The organism is Rhizobium jaguaris, from assembly GCF_003627755.1.
Taxonomy (GTDB): Bacteria; Pseudomonadota; Alphaproteobacteria; order Rhizobiales; family Rhizobiaceae; genus Rhizobium; species Rhizobium jaguaris.
In genome coordinates, this window is sequence record NZ_CP032694.1 from 3,827,859 (window position 1) to 3,845,721 (window position 17,863).

Sequence of the window (17,863 nt, forward strand, 5' to 3'; positions counted from 1 at the left end):
CTCACGCCTCCGTGATGCCAGCGAATGTCACGTCGCAGGCGCCGTTGCGGCGGATGATGCCGCAGGCGGCCGCGAAATGCTCGCGCTCTTCGGGGCGTACCTGTGCAACGACGCTGCCCGGCAGCCAGCCGATCGGAAACAACAGCCGCGCGCCCTGCCCATAGAACAGGCCGATATCGAAGATCGGTTTGGGGCTGCCACCCCAGACACGCGCCGGCACATAGCTCAGCACGATATCGCCCGGCTGCGGCGTCAGCGTCGCGTTTTCCGCCGGGAGTGGATTTGCCCATTCCTGGCCGACAAGATGATCCGGCGGAATCGGGCAGGAAATCTCCGGTCCCGTCCACATGGCATGGATACCGGGCACGAGGCGCGGCTCGGCCAGATAGGCCCAAAGGAACCCCGCATTATCCGGCGCCTTGCCGTCGAGCAGCACGGCTGTGACGGAAAGCGCGGAACGGGGCTCGGTGATGCGGATGGCGCGCGTACTCATGACGTACCTTTGTTTGCCGCTTCGGCTTGCAGCTTGTTGCGGAGGAAATTGAAAGGCCGGCTGATGTCGGCGATCAGCGCTTCGCGGGCAGCCGTGGCATCCTGAGCCGAAAGTGCTGCCACTACGCTGCGATGGAAATGCGCCGTATCGACCTCGCCGGCCTCGGAGAAGGCGTAGATCGCCACGCGGATGCAAGGGCCGGATTGCAGCCATAAGCTCTCGATCATCGGGATCAGCACGGCCGAGCCACAAGCACGATAGATTTCGAAATGGAAGCTCTGGTTCAGAGTGACCTCGCGGTCGACATCCTTCTTTTGCTTCAGCGCCCGCATCTCGTCCCACTCGCCGAGCATGCTCTCGATGACGGAAATTTGGCGAGGGCTCATCCGCGTCGCCGCCAGTGCAATCGCCTCACCTTCGATCAGGATGCGAGCGCGCAACAGGTCGTCGATACGATCGAGGGTAATCGGCGGGACGCGGACGGAGCGATTGGGCAGCGCCTCCAGCGCCTTTTCCGTGATCAGCCGGCCCAGCGCCTCGCGCACCGGCATGGTGCTGGTCATCAGCGCATCGGCAAGACCGCGAATGGTGAGCACCTGGCTCGGCTCGAACAGGCCGCCGATCAATGCCCGACGAAGCTCCAGATAGACGCGATCCTGCACGGTCTCGCGGCCGACCGGCGCGAGCTGAGCGGCAATGGGGTGGTTGCTTTTCACGACGGCGGACTTTTGCATGGCCTCCCCGCTTTTGACTTGCAGAGGCGATTAAAGCCGATTAGCGTGATCAATACAAGTGTGATCACAAATCAAAAATCAGAAGGTGGCAACGACCGTCTTCGGCCAGAGGGATCCATGAGTGCATTGAACGAACGGCTGGAAGAAGATACCCCGACACCCGTTCTCACAGCCAAAAACGTGGTGCGGCGCTTCGGCGGGGTTACCGCTGTCAACGACGTGTCCTTCGATGTCCGGCGCGGTGAAATCCTCGGTCTGATCGGCCCGAACGGCGCCGGCAAGACGACCATGTTCGATCTGCTTGCCGGCAGCGTCCAGCCGAGCAGCGGCGAAATCATGTTGAACGGCGCGGCTGTATCCGGCGAAGCCGCACACCGTCGCATCGGCCGCGGTCTGGGCCGCACCTTTCAGATCCCCCGCCCCTTTCCGAACCTGACGCTGCTCGACAATGTCATGCTGGCCGCGCAATCCCAGGCAGGCGAAGGACTGCTGGCAAACTTCCTGAAACCCTGGCGGGTCAAAGCAGAGGAGAAAGCTGCCCACGACAAGGCGGCGGAGCTGCTGGAGCTCGTCAACCTGTCGCGGCTGGCGCATGAACCCGCCCGCGTGCTCTCCGGCGGCCAGCGTAAGCTGCTGGAGCTTGCCCGCGTCATGATGGCCGATCCCGCCATCATCCTGCTTGACGAGCCGGCGGCCGGCGTCAACGCGACGCTGCTCGAAGTCATCATCGATCGTATTCGGGACATCAACGCCCGCGGTATCACCTTCCTGCTGATCGAGCACAATATCGACATGGTGACCCGCCTCTGCCACCGCGTCCTCGTCATGGCGAGCGGCCAATTGCTTTGCGAAGGCACAGCCGATGAAGTGGCGCGCGATCCCAGGGTCATCGAAGCCTATCTCGGAGGTGCGGCATGAGCGAAACCGCCCTCCTTGTCCGCGACCTCATTGCCGGCTACGAGCCCGGCGTGCCGATCGTTCGCGGCGCGTCGATCAACGTCCATCAAGGCGAGATCGTCGTCGTCCTCGGCCCGAACGGCGCCGGAAAATCGAGCTTCATCAAGGCGATCGCTGGGCTCGTACCGGTCTCCGGCGGCACGGTCTTGCTGGATGGCAGGGATATCACCGCCGCGCCCGCCCATACCATGGTCCGCCTCGGTCTCGCCTTCGTGCCACAGACGGAAAATGTCTTTCCACTGATGTCGGTCGAGGACAATCTGAAAGTAGCATGCGGCATCCTGAAGCCACGCGAGATCCCTGGTCGTATCGCGGAGATGTATGCGACCTTCCCCGATCTCGCCCGCCACCGCCGCATTGCTGCCGGCAACCTGTCCGGTGGTCAGCGGCAGATGCTGGCGGTCGCCCGCGCCCTGATCGTGCATCCGAAGGTGCTGGTGCTGGACGAACCTTCGGCTGGTCTGTCGCCGAAATTCGTTTCAATGGTCTTCGAGATGCTGACCGAGATCCGCAAAGGGGGCGTCACCATCCTATTGGTCGAGCAGAATGCCAAGGCAGCGCTTGCGATCGGCGACCGCGCTTACGTTCTCGTCGAAGGTAAGGACCGGCATGAGGGCGTCGCTTCCGAACTCTGGAACGACCCCGTCGTCGCCGAACTCTATCTCGGCCAGCGGCCAGCACACACCAAGTCGGGAGGTGCGGCATGAGCCTGCAATTCATTGTCGACGGGCTGCTGACCGGCTCGATGGTCGGCCTTGGAGCCATCGGGGTGACGCTCACCTATTCGATCCTGCGCTTCTCCAACTTCGCCCATGGCGACCTCATGGCCTGGGGCACCTATGCGACGCTTGCCGTCGTCAGTGCCATCGGGGCGATGTTCGGTAAGATCGCCCCGATCGGCCCGCTCTCTTTCGGGTGGCCGCTGATCGTCGCGGTCGTCATCGCGATGGGACTGACCGGCCTGTTGGCGCTGCTCCTTGACATGGTTCTCTTCGCTCGCCTTCGGGCCAAGGGTCAGGCGATCATCGTCGTCATGGCGAGCTTCGGTGCCTCGATGGCGCTGCGCAGTCTCCTGGAATTCCTCTTCACGTCGCGGCCGACCTATTTCAGCCGCGCCATCCAGATCGCCATGCCCGTTGGCTTCGGTATCCGCATCACCCCCGATCAGATCGTGCTGCTGCTGGTAACCGCGATCCTGGTTTTCGGCGTGCATCTATTGATCACGCGGACGCAGACGGGCCGCTCGATGCAGGCGCTGAGCCAGAACCCGGCCCTTGCCCGGGTCGTCGGCATCGATGTCGCCAAGGTCGTACGCGTCACCTGGCTGGTCGGCGGGGCGCTTGCTTGTGTCGCCGGCGTCATGATCGGCATTCTCGTTCAGATCCGCCCGCTAATGGGCTTCGACATGCTGCTGCCGATGTTCGCCGCCGCGATTCTCGGCGGCATCGGCAGTGTGCCCGGCGCCGTTCTCGGCGGACTGATCATCGGCCTTGCCGAAGCCGGTGCTGTGCAGTTGATCGGCGCGGAATGGCGCGCCGCCGTCTCCTTCATCATCCTGATGGCGGTGCTGTTCGTCCGGCCGATCGGCCTCTTCGGAGTGAAGGAACGATGATGGATCTTGTCGGCTACGGCGCATTCTTCCTGACCACGGCGCTGATCTTTTCGTTAATCACCCTCGGACTGAACCTGCAATGGGGCCTGACCGGCCTCTTCAACGTCGGCCTCGCCGGCTTCGTCGCCATCGGCGCCTATACCTCGGCACTGCTGACGACGCCGGACACCGCCGGCCGCTTCGGTGGTTTCGACATGCCGATCCTGATCGGCTGGCTCGCAGCCATGATGGTCGCCGGCACTGCCGCCGCCGTCACCGGCTTCGCCACGCTCAGGCTGAGGTCCGACTATCTCGCCATCACCACCTTCGGCGTCGCCGTCGTCGTCCAGCTCGTGGCACTGAATGCACAGAGCCTGACCGGCGGCCCCTTCGGCGTCGGTTTCATCCCCCGCCCCTTTGCCACTCTCGCGGAGACTCCGCTGCTCTTCAACCTCTCCAATCTCTCCATCGTCGCCGTGGTGACGCTGGTTGTCTTCCTCGCCCTGGAACATCTCTCGCGCAGTCCCTGGGGACGTGTGCTGAAAGCGCTGCGCGAAGACGAACGTGCCGCGATTTCGCTCGGCAAGAGCGCGCGTTTCTATCGGGTGCAGGCCTTCGCCGTCGGCGGCGCGATCATGGGGCTGGCGGGCGCTGTGCAGGCGCATTTCATCGGCTTCATCGCACCGGACAATTATGTGCCGACGCTGACGTTTCAGGTTTGGGTGATGCTGATTGTCGGCGGCTCCGGCAGCAACAAAGGCGCAGTCATCGGCAGCATCCTCGTCTGGGCGATCTGGGCCGGCTCCGGCGCGCTGACCAGCGTGCTCTTCACGCCGGAACAACAGGCCCGCGCCGCCTCGCTGCAGATCGTCGCCATCGGCGTCATGCTCTGCGTCATTCTGCTCGTCCGCCCGAATGGCCTCTTCGGCGACATGCCCCGCCCCCCGCGCTTCGGCAAGCCGGAGCGGAAACCGGTGGCGGATGAAAGCGGCGCGACGCCATGAGCTATGGTTTTTGTCAGGCGAGTGTGAGTTTGCCGCGCCGTTGTGCATGGCCCCTCACCCTAGCCCTCTCCCCGCAAGGCGGGGAGAGGGGACGATGGAGTAAGATAGCCACGTCCGCAACAGCAGCGCCCCCTCTCCCCGCGTTGGCGGGGAGAGGGTCGAGGTGAGGGGCCATGCACAGAAGTTCCTCATCGGCAAACTTGCCTGGCCATCCCCAAATCTCCCTCTGGCACGCCACCAGCCGCAACCGCAAAGACAGACCGCCACTGGAAACAGATCTCGATGCCGACCTCGCCATTGTCGGCGCTGGTTTTTCCGGCCTTTCGACCGCGCTTCATGCTGCCGAGAAGGGTCTGTCGGTCGTCGTTCTGGAGGCCGAAATCGTCGCCTGGGGGGCGACCGGCCGCAATGCCGGTTTCGTGGTGCCGAACTTCGCCAAGATGGACCCGGACAATATCCTTGCCCTCCTCGGCCCCGAACGTGCCGAGCGTCTCATTCAGATGGCCGCCGGCAGCGCCGATCTGGTCTTCGATCTCGTCAAGCGTCACCATATCGATTGCGATGCATTGCAAAGCGGCTGGATCCAGCCAGCCCATTCGCCGGTAGCTTTCGAGAAGGTCAAATCTCGCGTCGAACAATGGGCAAGCCGCGGACGGCCGGCCGTAATCCTCGATCGGCAGGCGGTTCGAGAAATGACGGGAGCGGATGGTTATTTCGGTGGCTGGACGGACAAATCCGGCGGCGTGCTGGATCCTGTCGGCTATGCGCATGGTCTTGCCATGGCAGCCGAAGCGGCCGGCGCGCGCATCTTCGAACATTCCCCCGTTGGCTCGATCCGGCGCGCAGGCGACGGCTGGGTGCTCGCGACCACAGGCGGAAAAGTCCGGGCCGGCAAAGTCCTGATTGCCACCAATGCCTATGGCGGCCACCTCAATCCGACGCTGGCGCGCACCTATTTCCCGTTGAAGGTCTTCCAGATCGCAACGGAGCCGCTGCCGGCTTCGATACGGCGATGTCTATTGCCCGGCGGCCAATGCGTTTCCGACACACGGCGCAATCTCTTCACCTTCCGCTTCGATGCCGAAAACCGGCTGATCACGGGTGGCATGCATGTCATCGGCCCGGGCGCGGATGAGCGGGTGCCCAGCGCCATCCACCGTCGCCTCGCCCGTCATCTGGATCTCACGGATATTCCGCTGCTTGCCTATCGCTGGTCCGGCATCGCTGCTGTCGAGCCGGATTTCCTGCCGCATCTGGTGGATCTCGGCCCCGGCCTCATTGCCGGCTTTGCCTGCAACGGCCGCGGCATCGCCATGACGACGGCCATGGGCCGCGTGCTGGCCGATTGGGCTGCCGGCACGAAGCCGAATGATCTGCCAATCCCCTTCGCGCCGCCGGCGCCGATCCCATTTCACAGCCTCCTCAAACATGCGCCGAACATGCTGCTTCCGTGGAGCATGCTGCGCGATAGGCTGGATGAACGCGCCGTCACCTGATCCCCAAAAAGGTTGCGCCTGCGGTATCGGCGCAGATACCGCAGGCGCGTCTTGCGTCCCACTAAACCCCCACGAGACGCAATCCTATGACTTTGCTACTCCCGCTCGCCGGTGAAATTCAGCAGGAGCTGGAAGATGTTGACGAAGTTCAGGTAGAGCGACAGTGCACCGAAGACGGCCAGCTTCTGCGACGACTCCTGATCGTAATTCTCGGCATACTGTTCCTTGATGTTCTGCGTATCCCAGGCCGTCAGGCCGACGAAGACGACGATGCCGATGACCGAGATCGCAAACTGCAGTGCGCTCGAACCCAGGAAGATATTCACGACGCTGGCAATGATCACACCGAACAGGCCCATCATCAGGAATGAGCCGATGTTGGAGAGGTCACGCTTGGTCGTATAGCCGTAAAGACTGGTCGCGCCGAACATCGTTGCAGCAATGAAGAAGGTCCGCGCGATGCTGGTGCCGGTGAACACCAGGAAGATCGAAGCGAGCGACAGGCCCATAACGCCACAGAAGGCCCAGAACATCGTCTGCGCCGCGCTCGCCGACATCGACTGGATGCGGAACGAAAAGAACAGTACGAAGGCGAGCGGCGCCAGCATGACGACCCACTTCAGCGGTGTCTGAAAGATCGGCACATAGAGCGCCGGCGTTGTGCCGACGATCAGCGCAACGATACCGGTCACCACAAGGCCGATACCCATGTAGTTGTAGACGCGCAGCATATGCTTGCGCAGACCTTCGTCGAAGAGCGCCTGCGAGCCGGCGGCGGCTCCATAGCCGTATCGCGGATTGGTCGGGTTCATAGTCGTTCTCCTTTAATTTAAACTAATACAAGGTACGGGCGAGCTTTTCGGCCTCGCCGTCGAGTTCGGCAGCCTTGCCGTCGCCAATCAGCGCGTAGGCGACCTCGCCGATCTGCCAATAGGCCGCCTGAACGTCGTCGCGCTTGACATGACCAACCTTTTGGACGGCGAAATTGCCCGGACGGACGGCAAACAGCGACAAGTGCCCGCCTTCGCCGGCATTGACCGTCAATTCGACGCTCGGGCCGAATTCGGACGGATAAATCTGTGCATCGGTGACGTGCCAACCTTCCGGCAGTGTCGGCAGAACGATCGCCGTCGATGCGCGGATGTCTTCCGGATTGTAGGCCGCATGCGTCGGCTGCGACGTCATCGCTTCGCGAACCGCCGTCGCCCGGTAGGCCTGCACGGCATCATCAACGAAGGCAGGCGCCGGAACGGATGCGTTGACTTCGCTCGCGGTAAAGGCGCCGAAGGATGTGTGAGCGATCCAGCCGGCCGCCATCAGCATGGCGACGGCGGCAACCCGCTGGAACGAGCTTAGAACCCGGCCGTAGGCCAGCCCGCGTTCCAGCCGCCGTGCAGCCTCGCGGGTTTCCGCTTTCGCCGCCAGTCCTTCGCCGGCCAGCGCCATACGCAGTTCGCCGCGCATGCTCATATCGGCCATGACCTTGGCAGCAATCTCTGGACGCTCCGAAAGATAGGATTCCACCTCGACCCGACGCGCGACAGTCAGTTCGCCATCAACATAGGCATCGAGATCGGTATCGATGATCGGATCACTTGTCTTCATTGCCACCTCCTTCGATGAGCCGAAGATGCGAAACCGCTCGCGATGCCCCCTCGAAACTCCTTAGGCCGGCACGGGCGCGGGCGATGCGCGACATCAGCGTCCCCACGGGAATGCCGAGTGCCGACGCCGCCTCCTGATAGGAAAGATCCTCGATGGCCACGAGATGCAGCGCCTCGCGCTGCTCTTCCGGCAGACTGAAGAAGGCTTCGCGCACCTGTTTCAGGCGCACAGCATGGTCCTGCGAAGCCGGAAGTGCCGGTTCGAATTCAGCGGCAGCTTCTTCGTGACGACGATTGAGTGAGCGCGTTTGGCGCAACCGATCGATATGGACATTGTGCAGGATCGAGAGCAGCCAGGTGCGCAGGTTCGCACCGCGCCGGAACGAAGACTTCCGTTCATAGGCTTTGACCAGCGCATCATGCACCAGATCTTCCGCCTCATCCGCATTGCGGACGAGCGAACGGGCATAACGTCTCAGCGAACCGAGCTGCCCCAAAACATCGAATGTGCGTCCTTTGCGTTCCATACCCCAATATACGGAAGCCGAGGCGACCTTATTCCAAGGATCGGCAAATATTTTTGCCGATAGCTTACATCAGCACGAAATCCTTCGGTTGCGGCAGCGGCGGCAGATCGGTTTCGCCAAGCGCTTCCCGCAGGTTGATCTCGATTGTATCGGCAAGAGCACCGATTGCGAGCGCATTCGGACGATTGCTGAACGGATCCTCCAATTCGTCCCCCAGCGCATCGAGGCCGAAGAAGGTATAGGCCACGAGGGCGGCGACGAAAGGCGAGCCCCAGCCGAGCGTATCCACGAAACCGAAGGGCAGCAGGAAGCAGAAGAGATAGGCCGTGCGATGCAAAAGCAGCGTATAGCCGAAGGGCAGCGGCGTATTGCGGAGGCGTTCGCAGGCTGCCTGCGCTGCCCCCAAATGGCCGACGTTAGTATCGAGCATCTGGTATTGAATATCCGTAATTCCGCCTCCGGCCCTCAAACGCGCAAGGTCGGCGGACATAAGTCGCAGAAGCAGATCCGGTCGATTTTGAGCCGTGCGGTAGAATTCGACTTCGCCCGGCGTCAGATGATGCAAAACCTTGCTGTCGTCACCGCCCGGCCGCAGATGGCAAACCAGCGCCTGCACGAAGGCCATGCTCAGCCGCAGCAGATTCCGTCGCGCCGCATAACCGGCCTCCCCGGCCGCCTCCAATAGCAGCGTCTGACGAGTGAGGCCACGGACCGTATAGACAAGCTGGCCCCAGTTGCGCCGTCCCTCCCACCAGCGGTCGTAGCAGGCGTTATTGCGAAAGCCGAGAAAGATGGAAAGTGCGATGCCGAGCAGCGCGAAGGGCGAGCCGCTGAACGAGAGGATGACGTTCGGTCGCTCCTCATGCCCCCAGACGATCAGCGTCGACAGCAGGAAGATCACCACGATTTGCGGCAGTATCCGGCGGACAATCGAACCGCGAACGATGAAGAAAAGCTGGAAGAGACCTGGCCGGTCGCGGACGATCATGACGAAGAGCACTCTGATTGATGCCTGGGGAATGGACCAATACACCAGGCATCGGAAGAGTAACGAGCATTTCCTGCAAGGCTGCCGTGATCGGCCAGCATCGCCAGCAGACCCGCAGGATGAACTGCGCTACTTCGCCGAGGCGCTTGCTTCGACCAGAACCGGATCGGCGCGATAGTCCTTCGGGAAAATGCGCTGCAGATTTTTGATCTTCGGCAGATCGTTGATGACGATGTAGGGGTAATCGGGATGTGTCGTCAGGAAGTCCTGATGATAGTCCTCGGCGGCATAGAATTGCCGTGCCGGCTCGATCTTGGTGACAACAGCCCCATCGAAAACCTTGGCGTGATTGAGCTGGTCGATATAGGCCTTTGCGACGCTAGCTTGTTCCGCATTGGTCGGGAAGATTGCCGAACGATATTGCGTGCCGCTATCAGGCCCCTGATAGTTGAGCTCCGTCGGATCGTGAGCGACGGAGAAGTAGATCTGCAGGAGATGCCCATAACTGATCTTGTGCGGATCGAAGACGATGCGCACGGATTCGGCATGCCCCGTATCGCCGGTGCCCACCATCTCGTAGTGAGCCCCATCCTTGTTGCCACCGGCATAGCCTGACGTCGCGCTGATGACGCCGTTGACATGCTGGAACACGCCTTGCACGCCCCAGAAGCAGCCGCCTGCGAGAACGGTGGTCTCCGCGCTGCCGGAACCCGGCTTTTCATCCACGGTCGGCGCCGGGATGACGCGCGCATCTTCGGCCGAGGCTCGGCTGATGAATTGCAACGCGACACCGGCAAGCAGCACCGCGCCGACCGCAAAGGCGGTAGGACGGGCAACACGCGACAATGTCCTGCGGATTATATCTTTCGACGCACCGTTCATGACCATCTCCTCCTGCAGTGATTATAAAATCTCTCGTCACCAGGGGATACGGGAGGACAGCGCTTTTTGTTACACACAGCCGTGTGAAACACCGAAACGTGATGATGCGCCGCAGCGGAATCGCCTGCGAACCCATTAGAACTTGGGAACGATCGCTGCGCTGGCAGGTTAGCAGCGGCAGCAGGCAGGGAGAGTGGAATGGAGCTATCGGGAAAAGTCGCGCTGGTCACCGGCGCAACGTCGGGTATCGGCCTTTCGTTTGGCCTCGCAGGGCGCGGCCATCGGCGTTCTCGGCTGCGGGGCGAATGAGATCAATGGTCTGGCCGAAAGGCAATATACCCTTGAACGACGGTCAGCCCTGCAGCGCAGACGACATCGCCGAAACCGTGTTGTTCCTCGCCTCCGAGCGCTCCCGTCACATCACCGGCACACCGATCTTTATCGACGGCGGTCAGGGTCTGTTGATCTAAGAGACCGTTTGAAAACGCTGTGGCAGCTTGAGGCGACACCTTGTAGGTTCGAACGACACCTTGGAGATTGGAAACATGGCGCTCAAGCGGATGGACAACGTAGGAATCGTCGTCGAAGATCTCGGAGGGACGATTGATTTCTTTCGCGAACTCGGCCTCGAGCTCGAAGGGCGGGCCACGATCGAAGGAGAATGGGCCGGACGCGTCACTGGACTGGGCGATCAGCGTGTCGAGATTGCCATGATGCGCACACCGGACGGCCACAGCCGGCTCGAGCTCTCCCGCTTCCTCACGCCGCCTGTCGTCGCAGATCACCGGAACGCCCCGGTCAACGCCCTAGGCTACCTCCGCGTCATGTTCGCAGTGGACGACATCGACGGGACGCTTGAAAGGCTCCGCACGCGCGGCGCGCAGCTCGTAGGCGAAGTAGTCCAGTATAAAGACGCGTATCGGCTCTGCTACATCCGTGGGCCCGAAGGGCTTCTCATCGGACTCGCCGAGGAACTCACTGAGCGCAATACGAAGACAAATAGCGAAGAGTGACCAATGTCAGCGAGCGCGTGAGGGCGGTCATCTGCTCCGACGGATCAGCCACTGACGTTCTCAAACGGACTCTGAGGTCTCACGATGGAACCGCTCAATAATGCGGCGGCTTGGTGATGGGCGGCGGTACGTCCAGGCTCTGTTCTTCCAGCGTCAGGAAGCGCTCGGTCAGCCGGTCGAGCTTCTGCCGCGTCTGCTCGATCACTTTCCACTGCTCCGCCACTTGATCGGACAGTTCCTCGATCGTCTTGGCCTGATAGGCCACCAGCTCTTCGAGTGCGGTAATGCGGCTTTGTTCGTCTGACATTTCTGTACCCCTTCGGCGGCGATCTATAGCACCTGCAACCCCTGCGTATAGTGTCTTAATGAGGCATATGACGGGCATCGGCGCCATTTGACGATGATGTGACAAAACTGGAAAACAGATGAAAAGACCCGTTACCTAACTGACATCAGGGCCTTCTAAACAGGGCGGCGAGAAGCGCCGGTCTTGAAGGAAACTCCCTCCGCAAGCGCTCTCCTTTTAAGATTTTCGGAGAAGCGCCTTGAAGATCATCCAGATCACCGACACGCATTTCAGCCCGAGCAAGCCGCATTTCAACGGAAATTGGGAGCCCCTGGCGCAGTGGATCGAAGCGAGCGGTGCCGATCTCATCGTCCATACCGGCGATCTCAGCGTCGACGGCGCCGACAAGGATGAGGATATCGCCTTTTCCATGGACCTCATGCGGCAGATCTCAGTGCCGATGCTGATCGTGCCCGGCAATCATGATGTCGGCCATCTGCCCGGTTCTCTTCAACCCGTAAATGCTGAGCGGCTGCAGCGTTGGCGTCGGCTCGTCGGCCCGGATTATTGGGCTGAAGATCTCGAAAACTGGCGGCTGATCGGCCTCGACAGCCTGCTGATGGGCTTCGAGGACGCCGAAGAACAGAAGCAGTTCGACTGGCTGCAGGAAATGCTCGAAAGCCGTGGCGGCCGGCGCGTGGCGCTCTTCGCCCACAAGCCGCTATTCGTCGATGAGCCCGATGAAGGCGACACCGGCTATTGGAGCGTGCGCCCGGCGCAGCGCCGCCGTCTCTACGATCTGATTGCAGCCCATGACGTCGCCCTTTTCGGCAGCGGCCACCTGCACTGGGCCTGGAAAGGGCAGTTCGACAACACGGCCTTGGTCTGGGCGCCGGCCGCCTCCTTCATTCTCGATAAAATGGAGCGTCTGATGCCGGGCGAACGTCTGATCGGCGCTGCCGTGCACGAGCTTGGCGACGACGTGACGACCGAAATCGTCGCCGTTCCCGGCATGACGACCTATTACTTCGACGATGTCGTCGAGGAGGTTTATCCGCACGAAGCCCATAAAGTTCAGCGGGAGCCGACGGCATGAGCACGCTCTCGCTTCGCGACATCACCAAGTCTTTCGGCGCCAACGACATCCTGAAGGGCGTCAGCCTCGAGGTCGAGCCCGGCGAGTTCATCGCCCTCGTCGGCCCGTCCGGCTGCGGCAAGAGCACGCTGCTGCGCATTCTTGCCGGGCTCGATCATGCCGACGGCGGCGAAATCCTGGTCGCCGGCAGCGACATCTCGGGCGTGGCGGCGGCCGACCGAAACATCGCCATGGTCTTCCAGTCCTATGCGCTCTATCCGCATCTGACGGCATCGGAAAATATCGCCGTGCCGCTCGCCATGCGTCGCCTGACGCGCGTGCAGCGCCTGCCCTTCATCGGCGCGCTGATCCCCGGTCAAAAGAAGATCCGCGCCGGCATCCTCCGCGATGTCCGCGAGATGGCGACATCGCTGAAGATCGACCATCTGCTCGACCGCAAGCCAGGCCAGATGTCCGGCGGCCAGCGGCAACGCGTAGCACTCGCCCGAGCCATGGTGCGCCAGCCGAGCGTCTTCTTGATGGACGAACCGCTCTCCAATCTTGACGCCAACCTGCGCGTCCATGCCCGCGGGGAAATCGTCGAGCTGCATCGCCGCGCCGGCGTGCCGACGGTTTATGTGACGCATGATCAGGCCGAGGCGCTTTCCATGGCCGACCGCGTCGCCGTGATGATCGGCGGCCAACTGCTGCAACTGGCCGCGCCGCAGACGATCTATGACGACCCGGCCCATATCGAAGTCGCCCGCTTTGTCGGCCAGCCGCGCATCAACCTCCTGCCGGCATTGGTCGAGAACGGCACCGTCGCCTTCGGTGGCATAAGGCTCGCGCTGGAAGGCGGTAGCTTTACTGGCAACAATGTCACGCTGGGCATTCGGCCGGAGTTCGTTCGCCTCACCCAGGGCCGACAGGATGCGCTCGCAGCCCATATCGAACGCCTAGAGTTCCTCGGCTCCGAAGTCATCGTCTATGCCAAGCTCGACGCCATCGGCGAAACCATGGTCGTCAAGCTCGCGCCAGCCGAAGTTGCCGGCCTTTCGGCCGACATGCCCATTGCGCTGACCCTGACAGCCGAACAGGCGATGGTCTTTGCCGAAGACGGCCGCCGCTTGAGCGCCGCGCCCGTTGCAGTTGATGCGACCAGGGAGAAGGCCCATGGCTAGCATCGCCGCCACGGCTATTCCGATGCAATCGGTGGCCGCACGCGAGCGCAGCGAGGCTCGTACGGCCCTGCTGCTGGCGCTGCCGGCCATCATCCTGATCGTGCTTTTCGTTCTCCTGCCGATCGTTGCCGTCGTCTTTCTCGGCTTCACCGATTTCCAGCTCGGCGCCAAGAGCTTTCGCTTTGTCGCCTTCGAGAATTTCGCACATCTGCTCAGGGACCGCACATTCCAGAAGTCCCTGTGGAACACGACGATCTATACCATTATCGTCGCGCCCGTCTCGATCGTGCTTGGGCTCGGCGTGGCGTTGCTGATCGAAAGCGAAGGTATTGGCCGCAGCTTCTTCCGCACCGCCTATTTCCTGCCGGTCGCCTCACTGATCGTCGCCATGGCGACTGTCTGGCAATATCTCTTCCATCCGACCATCGGCCCGATCAATGCCATGCTCGCCGACATCGGCCTGCCGCGCCCGAACTGGCTCGGTTCTTCGGCAACGGCGCTCTACAGCCTGTCGATCATCGGCATCTGGCAGTCTGTCGGCTTCAATATGGTGTTGTTCCTCGCCGGCCTCACCGCCATTCCTCGCGAGCTCTACGCCGCCGCCGAGGTGGATGGCGCAAAATCGGCTCTCGACCGCTTCTGGCTGGTCACCTGGCCGATGCTTGGGCCGACGACACTGTTCGTGACCACGATTAGCATCATCAATGCCGTCAAGGTCTTCGATACTGTCAAGACGCTGACTGATGGCGGCCCGAACCATGCCTCGGAAGTCCTGCTTTTCACCATCTATCAGGAAGGTTTCGTCTATCTCGAAGTCGGCTATGCCTCGGCGATGACGACGGTCTTTCTCGCCATCCTGGTGGTGCTGACCTTCTTGCAATACCGCGTCCTCGACCGGCAGGTGCATTACTCATGACCTCCACAGGCTTCACCCCCGGCCGCATCCTGCGCCTCTCGGTGCTGATCCTCGGCTCGCTCGTCTTCCTGGCGCCCTACATCTTCATGATCTCGACCGCCGGCAAGGCGCAGGACGATATCTTCACCTCGGCCCTGAAGCTGATCCCGACGCATATCTTCTACGTCGAGAACATCACCCATGCGCTGAGCAAGGTGCCGATGGGTACGCTGCTGCTCAACGGCGTCCTCGTCTGCGGCCTGATCTTCTTCTTTCAGGTGCTGATCGCCATCCCCTGCGCCTACGCCATGGCCAAGCTGAAGTTTCGCGCCGCGCGCACGATGATGGTGCTGATCATGCTCGGCCTGCTGATCCCGATCCACGCCACGGCCCTGCCGCTCTATGTCGCCTTCAACAGTCTTTCCCTGCTGAACAGCTACACCGCCCTGGTAGCGCCCTTCTCGATCTCGGTCTTCGCGATCTTCATGTTCCTGCAGTTCTTCCGCGCCATGCCGGACGATCTGATCCACGCTGCCCGCCTCGACGGTATGTCCGAGCTCGGTATCGTCGCCCGCGTCATCGTGCCGAACGCCTGGCCGGCCGTGACCGCCTTCGCGATCTTCTCCGTTGTCGCGCATTGGAACGACCTCTACTGGCCGCTGATCGTCATCAGCAACCAGAACTACGCCACGCCACCGCTCGGCCTCATGTATTTCCGCGCTGCCGAGGCGGGCGACGATTACGGCGCGCTGATGGCCGCCACGCTGATTATCACCCTTCCCCTCGTCGTCGCATTCCTTCTCGCGCAGAAGCGCTTCGTCGAGGGCATCACCATGACCGGTCTCAAAGGATGACCGGTTCGAAACAGGAGAACGAGCGATGAAGCATATCACCCAGATTCTCACCGCCGCGGCCATTTCGATGGTCGTGTCGGTCCCGGCCTACGCCGAAACGACCCTGACGGTTCACTACCCGATGCCCGGCTTCTTCAAGGACGTGATGGACACGATCTCGAAGAAGTTCATGGAACAAAATCCCGACATCAAGATCCAGTTCGCTGCTCCTTCGGCCACCTACGAGGAAGGCATCCAGACCATCCTGCGCGAAGCCGGCACGAATGAAATGCCCGACGTCACCTTCATTGGCCTCAACCGCCTGCGCATGATGGACGAGCGCAATGTCGCCGTCGATCTCGGACCGCTGGTCCAGAAGGACGGCGACATGGCCGCCCAGGGCTTCTCCGACACCATTCTCAAGCTCGCCCAGGTCAAGGGCAAGCAGGTCGGCCTCGCTTTCGCGACGTCGAACCCGATCATGTACTACAACGCCGACCTCGTGAAGGCAGCCGGCGGCGACCCGAACAACCCGCCGAAGACCTGGGATGAAGTCATAGCGCTTGGCGGCAAGATCAAGGCTCTCGGCAACGGTGTCGACGGCATCGATTTCCGCTGGCAGGGCGACGACTGGATGTTCTCCGCCCTCCTCTTCGGCGCCGGCGGCAAGATGCTGAGCGACGACGAAACCAAGGTCGCCTTCAACGGTCCGGAAGGCCAGAAGGCCGTCGATATGATCCAACGCATGGTCAAGGAAGGCGGCATGCCGGTCTTCACCAAGCCGGCAGGCGAACAGGCCTTTGCCGCCGGTAAGGTCGGCTTCGAATTCCAGACCACCGGCGCTCTGATCAACACGATCAAGAATGTCGGCACCAAGTTCGACCTGCGCACCGCCAAGATCCCACTGATCGACCCGGTCAACGGCCACCTGCCGACCGGCGGCAACGCCGTCGTCATCCTGACGCATGATCCGGTCAAGGAAGAAGCCGCCTGGAAGTTCGCCAAGTTCGCCGCCGGCCCCTATGGCGCTTCGGTTGTCGTGCCCGGCACCGGCTATGTGCCGAACAACGAGCTTGCTGCCAAGTCGGCCGACTATCTTGGCGACTTCTACAAGAAGAACCCGCTCTTCCAGGCAAGCCTCAACCAGATGCCGCTGATGATCCCGTGGTACGCCTTCCCCGGCGCAAACGGCGTCAAGGTCACTCAGACGATCGTCGACAACCTGTCGCGCATCGTCGACGGTTCGGCCACGCCGAAGGAAGCGCTTGACGACGCCGCTTCCGACGTCGAAGGCATGCTGCCGCGCAGCTGATATTTGATTGATCACGAATTCGACGCCGCTTCTCTTTGGAGAGGCGGCGTTTTCATTTGCGGGCATACCCAGTCTAACGGCTAGGAATTTGTAGAAGGGCATCGACGGTTCAGTTTAAAGCGCCGTCGATTGGCGTCACAGACCAACGAAAAACGGCCCGGCAGAGCCGGACCGTTCGATGTCTTCGCCTGATGGAGCAGGTCTTACCAGGACGCGATCACGGCGCCCTTGAACTGCTCGTTGATGAACTTGCGGATGCTTTCATCGTGGTAGGATTCGACCAGCGTCTTGGCCCAAGGCGCGTCCTTGTCGGCAGCGCGAACGACGATGACGTTGGCGTAAGGCGACTTTTCGCTTTCGATGGCGATGGCGTCGGCCTTCGGATTCAGGCCGGCTTCCATGGCGTAGTTAGTGTTGATGACGGCGGCATCCACGTCTTCAAGCGAGCGCGGCAGCTGCGCGGCGTCGATCTCGGCGAAATCGATCTTTTTCGGGTTTTCGACGATATCGGCCACGGTCACCTTGATGCCCGCGTTTTCCTTGAACTTGATCAGGCCCTTGCTGGCCAGAACCAGAAGCGCGCGGCCGCCATTGGTCGGGTCGTTCGGGATGGCGACGGTAGCACCCTCCTTCAGCTCGTCCAGGCTCTTCACCTTCTTGGAATACACGCCCATCGGCGTGGTGATGGTCGTCCCGATGCTGACGAGGTCGAACTTGCGGTCGGCGATCTGGTTGTCGAGATAGGGCTGGTGCTGGAACGAGTTGGCCTGGATGTCGCCATCGGCCAGCGCCTGGTTCGGCACGACATAGTCGGAGAACTCGACGACCTCGATGTTCAGGCCCTTGGTCTTGGCGACTTCGGCAACCTTTTCCATGATCTGCGCGTGCTCGCCCGGCGTGACGCCGACCTTGATGTTCTCGGCGAAGGCCGAGCCGGCGGCAAAGGCCGCAATGGCGGCTGCGATGATGAACTTCTTCATGGGTGTCTCCTT

At 61.7% G+C, this 17,863-nt stretch carries 22 protein-coding genes; 13 read left to right on the plus strand and 9 right to left on the minus strand.

The genetic code is table 11. From position 1 onward, the window contains the following. Window position 1 precedes the first annotated feature (1 nt). Both CCGE525_RS18680 and CCGE525_RS18685 read right to left on the minus strand, forming a co-directional pair. Window positions 2-493: a DUF3830 family protein gene (locus tag CCGE525_RS18680; protein ID WP_120705589.1), complete on the minus strand. Its 492-nt coding sequence runs from the start codon at window positions 491-493 to the stop codon at window positions 2-4. After that, the gene (locus CCGE525_RS18685) at window positions 490-1,227 is read right to left on the minus strand and encodes a GntR family transcriptional regulator (protein ID WP_120705590.1); all 738 of its coding nucleotides are present in this window, start codon (window positions 1,225-1,227) and stop codon (window positions 490-492) included. The genes CCGE525_RS18680 and CCGE525_RS18685 overlap by 4 nt, the downstream gene beginning before the upstream one ends. A gap of 117 nt (window positions 1,228-1,344) precedes the next feature. On the opposite strand from CCGE525_RS18685, the gene CCGE525_RS18690 reads away from it, so the two are divergent. From CCGE525_RS18690 to CCGE525_RS18710, 5 genes are all read left to right on the plus strand, one after another. Then, window positions 1,345-2,145 (plus strand): ABC transporter ATP-binding protein, encoded by an 801-nt coding sequence (locus CCGE525_RS18690; RefSeq protein WP_120705591.1) that lies wholly within the window; start codon window positions 1,345-1,347, stop codon window positions 2,143-2,145. Then, window positions 2,142-2,891 carry an ABC transporter ATP-binding protein gene (locus CCGE525_RS18695; protein ID WP_120705592.1) on the plus strand — a complete coding sequence of 250 codons (750 nt, stop codon included), beginning with the start codon at window positions 2,142-2,144 and terminating at the stop codon, window positions 2,889-2,891. Before CCGE525_RS18690 ends, CCGE525_RS18695 begins: the two co-directional genes overlap by 4 nt. Beyond that, window positions 2,888-3,796, plus strand: coding sequence for a branched-chain amino acid ABC transporter permease (locus CCGE525_RS18700; protein ID WP_120705593.1), 909 nt, complete (start codon window positions 2,888-2,890; stop codon window positions 3,794-3,796). Before CCGE525_RS18695 ends, CCGE525_RS18700 begins: the two co-directional genes overlap by 4 nt. Then, window positions 3,793-4,779 carry a branched-chain amino acid ABC transporter permease gene (locus tag CCGE525_RS18705; protein ID WP_162950219.1) on the plus strand — a complete coding sequence of 329 codons (987 nt, stop codon included), beginning with the start codon at window positions 3,793-3,795 and terminating at the stop codon, window positions 4,777-4,779. Before CCGE525_RS18700 ends, CCGE525_RS18705 begins: the two co-directional genes overlap by 4 nt. A 173-nt stretch (window positions 4,780-4,952) precedes the next feature. After that, complete coding sequence (locus tag CCGE525_RS18710) at window positions 4,953-6,275, plus strand: NAD(P)/FAD-dependent oxidoreductase (protein WP_120705594.1); 1,323 nt, start codon at window positions 4,953-4,955, stop codon at window positions 6,273-6,275. Window positions 6,276-6,370: 95 nt separating this feature from the next. Here the strand turns inward: CCGE525_RS18710 and CCGE525_RS18715 are convergent, their stop codons facing one another. The 5 genes from CCGE525_RS18715 to msrA form a co-directional block, all read right to left on the minus strand. Further along, complete coding sequence (locus tag CCGE525_RS18715; RefSeq protein ID WP_120705595.1) at window positions 6,371-7,087, minus strand: Bax inhibitor-1/YccA family protein; 717 nt, start codon at window positions 7,085-7,087, stop codon at window positions 6,371-6,373. A gap of 22 nt (window positions 7,088-7,109) precedes the next feature. Beyond that, entirely contained in the window at window positions 7,110-7,880 is a 771-nt protein-coding gene (locus CCGE525_RS18720; RefSeq protein WP_120705596.1) for an anti-sigma factor family protein, read from the minus strand. Continuing rightward, complete coding sequence (locus CCGE525_RS18725) at window positions 7,867-8,406, minus strand: sigma-70 family RNA polymerase sigma factor (protein ID WP_120705597.1); 540 nt, start codon at window positions 8,404-8,406, stop codon at window positions 7,867-7,869. The genes CCGE525_RS18720 and CCGE525_RS18725 overlap by 14 nt, the downstream gene beginning before the upstream one ends. A gap of 64 nt (window positions 8,407-8,470) precedes the next feature. Next, window positions 8,471-9,394, minus strand: a complete 924-nt coding sequence (locus tag CCGE525_RS18730) for a bestrophin family protein (RefSeq protein ID WP_120706493.1) — start codon at window positions 9,392-9,394, stop codon at window positions 8,471-8,473. 129 nt (window positions 9,395-9,523) lie between these two features. Then, a complete protein-coding gene (gene msrA, locus CCGE525_RS18735; protein ID WP_120705598.1) occupies window positions 9,524-10,276 on the minus strand; it encodes a peptide-methionine (S)-S-oxide reductase MsrA in 753 nt (250 codons plus the stop codon). 198 nt (window positions 10,277-10,474) lie between these two features. Between msrA and CCGE525_RS39005 the strand changes: the two genes are divergently transcribed. From CCGE525_RS39005 to CCGE525_RS18750, 3 genes are all read left to right on the plus strand, one after another. Next, on the plus strand, window positions 10,475-10,585 hold the full coding sequence (locus tag CCGE525_RS39005) for an SDR family oxidoreductase (RefSeq protein ID WP_120705599.1): 111 nt from the start codon (window positions 10,475-10,477) through the stop codon (window positions 10,583-10,585). 32 nt (window positions 10,586-10,617) lie between these two features. After that, complete coding sequence (locus CCGE525_RS39010) at window positions 10,618-10,746, plus strand: SDR family oxidoreductase (protein ID WP_245472040.1); 129 nt, start codon at window positions 10,618-10,620, stop codon at window positions 10,744-10,746. 75 nt (window positions 10,747-10,821) lie between these two features. Further along, window positions 10,822-11,289, plus strand: a complete 468-nt coding sequence (locus CCGE525_RS18750; protein WP_120705601.1) for a VOC family protein — start codon at window positions 10,822-10,824, stop codon at window positions 11,287-11,289. 94 nt (window positions 11,290-11,383) lie between these two features. Here CCGE525_RS18750 and CCGE525_RS18755 read toward each other — a convergent pair whose 3' ends face one another. Further along, a complete protein-coding gene (locus CCGE525_RS18755; RefSeq protein ID WP_120705602.1) occupies window positions 11,384-11,596 on the minus strand; it encodes a SlyX family protein in 213 nt (70 codons plus the stop codon). Between the two features lie 238 nt (window positions 11,597-11,834). Between CCGE525_RS18755 and CCGE525_RS18760 the strand changes: the two genes are divergently transcribed. Genes CCGE525_RS18760 through CCGE525_RS18780 form a run of 5 tightly spaced genes read left to right on the plus strand, consistent with a single transcriptional unit; the run spans window position 11,835 to window position 16,871 of the window. Further along, window positions 11,835-12,671 (plus strand): metallophosphoesterase family protein, encoded by an 837-nt coding sequence (locus CCGE525_RS18760; RefSeq protein WP_120705603.1) that lies wholly within the window; start codon window positions 11,835-11,837, stop codon window positions 12,669-12,671. Then, complete coding sequence (locus tag CCGE525_RS18765) at window positions 12,668-13,831, plus strand: ABC transporter ATP-binding protein (RefSeq protein ID WP_120705604.1); 1,164 nt, start codon at window positions 12,668-12,670, stop codon at window positions 13,829-13,831. The genes CCGE525_RS18760 and CCGE525_RS18765 overlap by 4 nt, the downstream gene beginning before the upstream one ends. Beyond that, window positions 13,824-14,747 carry a carbohydrate ABC transporter permease gene (locus CCGE525_RS18770; RefSeq protein ID WP_120705605.1) on the plus strand — a complete coding sequence of 308 codons (924 nt, stop codon included), beginning with the start codon at window positions 13,824-13,826 and terminating at the stop codon, window positions 14,745-14,747. The genes CCGE525_RS18765 and CCGE525_RS18770 overlap by 8 nt, the downstream gene beginning before the upstream one ends. Beyond that, a complete protein-coding gene (locus tag CCGE525_RS18775; RefSeq protein WP_120705606.1) occupies window positions 14,744-15,580 on the plus strand; it encodes a carbohydrate ABC transporter permease in 837 nt (278 codons plus the stop codon). The genes CCGE525_RS18770 and CCGE525_RS18775 overlap by 4 nt, the downstream gene beginning before the upstream one ends. A 25-nt stretch (window positions 15,581-15,605) precedes the next feature. Beyond that, the gene (locus CCGE525_RS18780; RefSeq protein ID WP_120705607.1) at window positions 15,606-16,871 is read left to right on the plus strand and encodes an ABC transporter substrate-binding protein; all 1,266 of its coding nucleotides are present in this window, start codon (window positions 15,606-15,608) and stop codon (window positions 16,869-16,871) included. Window positions 16,872-17,074: 203 nt separating this feature from the next. Here CCGE525_RS18780 and CCGE525_RS18785 read toward each other — a convergent pair whose 3' ends face one another. After that, window positions 17,075-17,851: a MetQ/NlpA family ABC transporter substrate-binding protein gene (locus CCGE525_RS18785; protein WP_120705608.1), complete on the minus strand. Its 777-nt coding sequence runs from the start codon at window positions 17,849-17,851 to the stop codon at window positions 17,075-17,077. Window positions 17,852-17,863: the final 12 nt, after the last annotated feature.